The sequence below is a fragment of the Stenotrophomonas sp. PS02289 genome (genome assembly GCF_029960115.1).
Taxonomy (GTDB): Bacteria; Pseudomonadota; Gammaproteobacteria; order Xanthomonadales; family Xanthomonadaceae; genus Stenotrophomonas.
The window spans coordinates 1-4,996 of the sequence record NZ_JASCOZ010000237.1 but is presented as its reverse complement, the minus strand read 5'-3'; the positions used below and the strand labels follow the sequence as shown (position 1 = coordinate 4,996).

General features: G+C 66.9%; 6 protein-coding genes. All 6 read right to left on the bottom strand.

Annotated features, from left to right (window positions below):
* Nucleotides 1-186: 186 nt before the first annotated feature.
* On the bottom strand, nucleotides 187-1,560 hold the full coding sequence (gene hslU / locus QMX83_RS20040; RefSeq protein ID WP_282298398.1) for an ATP-dependent protease ATPase subunit HslU: 1,374 nt from the start codon (nucleotides 1,558-1,560) through the stop codon (nucleotides 187-189).
* Nucleotides 1,561-1,562: 2 nt separating this feature from the next.
* Nucleotides 1,563-2,114 carry an ATP-dependent protease subunit HslV gene (hslV, locus tag QMX83_RS20035; protein WP_070209155.1) on the bottom strand — a complete coding sequence of 184 codons (552 nt, stop codon included), beginning with the start codon at nucleotides 2,112-2,114 and terminating at the stop codon, nucleotides 1,563-1,565.
* Between the two features lie 91 nt (nucleotides 2,115-2,205).
* On the bottom strand, nucleotides 2,206-3,105 hold the full coding sequence (gene xerC, locus QMX83_RS20030) for a tyrosine recombinase XerC (RefSeq protein ID WP_282298397.1): 900 nt from the start codon (nucleotides 3,103-3,105) through the stop codon (nucleotides 2,206-2,208).
* 22 nt (nucleotides 3,106-3,127) lie between these two features.
* Complete coding sequence (locus QMX83_RS20025; RefSeq protein WP_282298396.1) at nucleotides 3,128-3,805, bottom strand: DUF484 family protein; 678 nt, start codon at nucleotides 3,803-3,805, stop codon at nucleotides 3,128-3,130.
* Nucleotides 3,802-4,653 carry a diaminopimelate epimerase gene (dapF, locus tag QMX83_RS20020; protein ID WP_282298395.1) on the bottom strand — a complete coding sequence of 284 codons (852 nt, stop codon included), beginning with the start codon at nucleotides 4,651-4,653 and terminating at the stop codon, nucleotides 3,802-3,804. Before dapF ends, QMX83_RS20025 begins: the two co-directional genes overlap by 4 nt.
* The gene (locus QMX83_RS20015; protein ID WP_282298394.1) at nucleotides 4,646-4,885 is read right to left on the bottom strand and encodes a lipoprotein; all 240 of its coding nucleotides are present in this window, start codon (nucleotides 4,883-4,885) and stop codon (nucleotides 4,646-4,648) included. Before QMX83_RS20015 ends, dapF begins: the two co-directional genes overlap by 8 nt.
* Nucleotides 4,886-4,996 lie beyond the last annotated feature (111 nt).

The window sequence follows — 4,996 nt, the reverse complement described above, 5'->3', positions numbered from 1 at the left end:
GGGGGGTACGGGACCGTGAAGGCACATGGATGTGCCGCCCGAGCCTAACGGGAGATTTAAGGCGTGTCCCGTACCCCCCACCCGCCGGCCCCAAACACGTAGACCGTCATCCGAGGGCTGTTCGCCAAAAAGCATGAAGCCGGGCAAAGCCCGGCTCCATGCATTACCTGCAACCACACAAACGCGTTACAGAATGTACCGGCTCAGGTCCGGGTCCTTGACCAGCTCGCCCAGGTGCTTGTCCACGTATGCCGCATCGATGGCGATGGTTTCGCCGTCGCGGTCCGGGGCTTCGTAGCTCAGCGAATCCAGCAAGCGCTCGAGCACGGTGTGCAGGCGGCGGGCACCGATGTTTTCCTGGCGCTCGTTGACCTGGAAGGCGATCTCGGCCAGACGGTCCACCGCATCTGCAGTGAAGTTCACCGACACGCCTTCGGTCTGCAGCAGGGCTTCGTACTGCTTGGTCAGCGCTGCCTTCGGCTCGGTCAGAATGCGCACGAAATCCTGCTTGCTCAGTGCGCCCAGCTCCACACGGATCGGGAAGCGACCCTGCAGTTCCGGAATCAGATCGCTGGGCTTGGCCAGGTGGAACGCACCCGAGGCAATGAACAGGATGTGGTCGGTCTTGATCGTGCCGTACTTGGTCGACACGTTGGAGCCTTCCACCAGTGGCAGCAGGTCGCGCTGCACGCCCTCACGCGAGACATCACCGCCGCCGACGTTGTCGCCGCGCTTGGCGACCTTGTCGATTTCGTCGATGAACACGATGCCGTGCTGTTCGCAGGCCTCGATGGCGGCGGTGCGGATGTCGTCTTCGTTGACCAGCTTGCCCGCTTCTTCTTCGACCAGCAGCGGCCGCGCGGCCTTGATCGTCAGCGTGCGCTTCTGGGCCTTGCCACCGCCCAGGTTGGAGAACATCTGGCGCAGCTGCTGACCCATTTCCTCCATGCCCGGCGGGGTCATGATGTCCATGGTTACGTTCGCGGCCACATCCAGCTCGATCTCGCGCTCGTCCAGTTCGCCATTGCGCAGCATGCGACGGAACTTGATGCGGGTCTCGTTGTCCTGCGCTGACGGCTCGTTGCGTGCGGCTTCCGGGTCGAAGCCGATGCCGCCACTACGGCGCGGCAGCAGCGCGTCCAGGATGCGGTCTTCGGCACGCTCCTCGGCCTGGGTGCGCACGCGCACCTTGGCCTGTTCGCGGTACAGCTTGACCGCGGTGTCGGCCAGGTCACGGATGATCTGCTCGACGTCCTTACCCACGTAGCCCACTTCGGTGAAGCGGGTGGCTTCAACCTTCACGAAGGGGGCCTTGGCCAGGGTGGCCAGGCGGCGCGCGATTTCGGTCTTGCCAACGCCGGTCGGGCCGATCATCAGGATGTTCTTCGGCATCACCTCGTTACGCAGCTCGTCAGCGAGCTGCATGCGCCGCCAGCGGTTGCGCAGCGCGATCGCCACGGCGCGCTTGGCATCGTGCTGGCCGACGATGTGACGGTCCAGCTCCTGCACGATTTCGCGCGGGGTCATGGTCGAGGAGGAGGAATCATGGGAATGCGACATGCTCAGAGCTCCTCAACGACGACGTTGCGGTTGGTATAGATGCAGATATCACCGGCGATGTTGATGGCTTCGCTGGCAATCGTGCGCGCGTCCAGTTCGGTATGCGCCATCAAGGCGCGTGCAGCCGACAGCGCGTACGAACCGCCCGAACCGATCGCGATGATGCCGTCTTCCGGCTCGATCACATCGCCGGTGCCGCTGATGATCAGCGAGGTTTCCTTGTCGGCCACCGCCAACAGGGCTTCGAGCTTGCCGAGGCGGCGCTCGGTGCGCCAGTCCTTGGCCAGCTCCACCGCCGCGCGGGTCAGCTGGCCGTGCTTCTCGAGCTTGGCTTCGAACAACTCAAACAGCGTGAACGCATCGGCGGCGGCACCGGCGAAGCCGGCGAGCACCTGGCCATCGCGGCCGAGGCGGCGCACCTTGCGGGCGTTGCCCTTCATCACGGTGTGGCCCAGCGTGACCTGGCCGTCGCCGGCAATGGCCACGTGCTCGCCGCGACGGACGCAGACGATGGTGGTGGCGTGGAAAACGGTGGGGTTCTGACTGGGGTCCATGGAGCCTCCGGGGTGACAGAGACTGAGGTGGGGTCGTTGCCGAACGCTTCAACCCACCCTGCCCTGCGCCTGAACAGCGCAGTGGATCGGTTCAGCTTTCGCTGCCCGCGTTGCCGCCGCCGCGGCGCTTGGCGCGCGGATGCGCGGCGTCATAGACCTTGGCCAGGTGCTGGAAATCCAGATGGGTGTAGATCTGGGTGGTGGCGATGTCGGCATGGCCCAGCAGCTCCTGCACGCCGCGCAGGTCGCCCGACGATTCCAGGATGTGGCTGGCGAAACTATGCCGCAGCATGTGCGGGTGCACGTGCTTGAACAGGCCCTGGCGCTGCGCCAGCTGACGGATACGGATCTGCACCGCACGCTGGGTGATGGGTCCACCCTTGCGCCCCGGGAACACTGGCTGCGCTTCCGCCGCCCCGCTCTCAGCGCGCCAGCCCAGCAATGCTTCACGCGCATGGCGACCGAACGGTACCCGGCGCTGGCGGTTGCCTTTACCCAGCACGTTGACCAGACCGGTGGCGAAATCGAGGTCACGCCATGACAGCGCGCACAGTTCGCTCAAGCGCAATCCGGAGGAATAGAACAGCTCCAGCAGGGCACGATCGCGCAGCCCCAGCGGCCCATCGGTGGGCAGTTCCACCAGCTGCACGGCTTCGTCGGCGTCGAGCACCTGCGGCAGTTTGCGCGGTGCTTTGGGCGCTTTCAGCGTTGCGGCGGGGCTGGCCGCAATACGATGGTGTTTGAGCAGCCACGCGTAGAAACTGCGGCAGGCCGACAGCCGCCGCTGCAATGACTTGGGTGCCAGGCCGCGGCGGTGTTCGGCAGCGATGAACTGACGCAGCTGCTCGGCCTCCAGCGCTTCGGCGGCGACGCCCTGCGCGCCGGCCCATCCCTCCACCGCCGCCAGATCGCGGCGGTAGGCATCCAGGGTGTGCGCCGACGCGCGGCGCTCCACCTGCAGATACCCGAGGAATTCCTGCACCGCGCTCATGCTGGCCGTGTTCGCTGGGTGCTCAGGCCGGGTCGAAGCGCGACAGCGCCACGACCAGTGCCTCGCCCATCATGCGCAGGAAGAGCGTGCCCATGCCGGGATAGAAACGATTGCCGTCGTGGCTGCCGACCGCGATCAGGCCGACGCCCGGCAGCGGCAGCAGCGCGCTGGACTGCACCTCATCGACGCGCTCGCCATACAGCAACGCGTTCTTTTCCGGGTGCAGGCGACCACAGATCGGCTCGCCGTCCTTCAGGCAGTCGCGGAACGCGGCCAGCTTCGGGCTGTCTTCCGGCAGCACCTGCAACCACCCGCCCTGCTCCAGCCCTTCCACCGGCCGCAGTACCACCAACCGCACCAGGTCGCCGGCGAAATCTTCCTCCAGCGACGCGGCCATCGCCCGCAGCGTATCCGCCGCGGTGCGCTGCTTCATCAGCGCCAGGGTGAGTTGATGCGTACGCACCGCCAGCCGCTCGTTGATCTGCGCGTTGCTGGCGAGGTCGGCGAGCCGGCGCGACAGCTCGCGGTTCTTGTCACGCAGCACTTCCAGCTGGTAGCTGGCCAGCGACGCGGTGGGACCGTCATCGCGCGGCACCACCAGGGTCAGCGCCAGGTCCGGGAACTGCTTGAGGAAGCCCGGGTGGCGGCGCAGCCACGAGGCGACTTCATGCGCTCCGATCTTCTCGGCGGTGTCACTCATGCAATCCACTCCCCTTCAAAGACGAATGCGGCCGGGCCCGACATGACCACCGGGGCATCGTCGGTCGGCCAGCGCAGGCGCAGATCGCCACCCGGCAGCGACATCACCGCGTCGCGCTGCAGACGGCCGCGCTGCATCATCACCACCGCCGCCGCGCAGGCACCGCTGCCGCAGGCCAGGGTTTCGCCGACGCCACGTTCGTAGACGCGCAGGCGTGCATGCTGCGGGTCCAGCACCTGCACGAAGCCCACGTTGACCGACTGCGGGAAGCTCGCATGCTGCTGCAGCAGCGGCCCCAGTCGTTCGACCGGAGCGGCATCGACGAGGCCCACCTCGACCACCGCATGCGGGTTGCCCATCGACACCGCGCCAAAGCGCACCTGGTCGCCCTGCAGCGGCAGCAGGTATTCCTCGCGCGCACGGGCAAAGCCCAGCAGCGGCACCTGGGCCGGCTCAAAGCGTGGCACGCCCATGGCGACCGCGTACTGGTCATCGCCGATGCGCTCGATGGCGTGGGTGGTCAGCGGGCTGTCGATGTTGAAGGTACGGCCTTCGGCGGCACCGTCGCGGACGAGCCACGCCGCGATGCAGCGCGCGCCGTTCCCGCACTGTTCGGACTGCGAGCCGTCCGAATTCCAGATCCGGTAAGCCGCCACCGAACCGGCTTCGCGCGGCGGCTCAATGGTGAGGATCTGGTCACAGCCGACGCCGGTGTGGCGATTGGCCAGCTGGGCCGCCAGCGCCGGGGTCGGCGCGGGGGTACCGTCGCGCAGGTCCAGCACCACGAAATCGTTGCCGGCACCGTGCATCTTGGAAAAACGCAGAGCGGAAGAAGCGGACTTACTCATTGCCGTCATCGTCGTCCAGCTGCGGCTTGACCGGGTCCGGTACCACCGGCGGGTCCTGGGTGGCGTCGGTGTCGGCGGGCACGGCGTCTTCCGCCGGTTCGACCACCTGTTCTTCCACCGGCACCGGCTTCTGCGGCATGACCAGCGGGCCTTTGTTGCCGCAGGCGGAAAGGAGCAGCAGCGACAACGCTGCCAGCGGGATCAGGGCGATTCTGCGATGGGGGATGCTCATGCCCCCGAGTATAGCGAGGGGCCGCCGGACGGGTGTGCCGATTGCATGAACGCGCAGCCGGTAGCGCCGGCCGTTGGCCGGCCCAAGGGGTGTCCGAAGGATCATGAGGGC

Excerpts from the sequence above, each read along its gene's own strand:
- hslV (WP_070209155.1), bottom strand. The coding sequence starts at position 2,114 with ATGGACCCCAGTCAGAACCCCACCGTTTTCCACGCCACCACCATCGTC.
- QMX83_RS20025 (WP_282298396.1), bottom strand. The coding sequence starts at position 3,805 with ATGAGTGACACCGCCGAGAAGATCGGAGCGCATGAAGTCGCCTCGTGG.
- hslU (WP_282298398.1), bottom strand. The coding sequence starts at position 1,560 with ATGTCGCATTCCCATGATTCCTCCTCCTCGACCATGACCCCGCGCGAA.
- dapF (WP_282298395.1), bottom strand. The coding sequence starts at position 4,653 with ATGAGTAAGTCCGCTTCTTCCGCTCTGCGTTTTTCCAAGATGCACGGT.
- xerC (WP_282298397.1), bottom strand. The coding sequence starts at position 3,105 with ATGAGCGCGGTGCAGGAATTCCTCGGGTATCTGCAGGTGGAGCGCCGC.
- QMX83_RS20015 (WP_282298394.1), bottom strand. The coding sequence starts at position 4,885 with ATGAGCATCCCCCATCGCAGAATCGCCCTGATCCCGCTGGCAGCGTTG.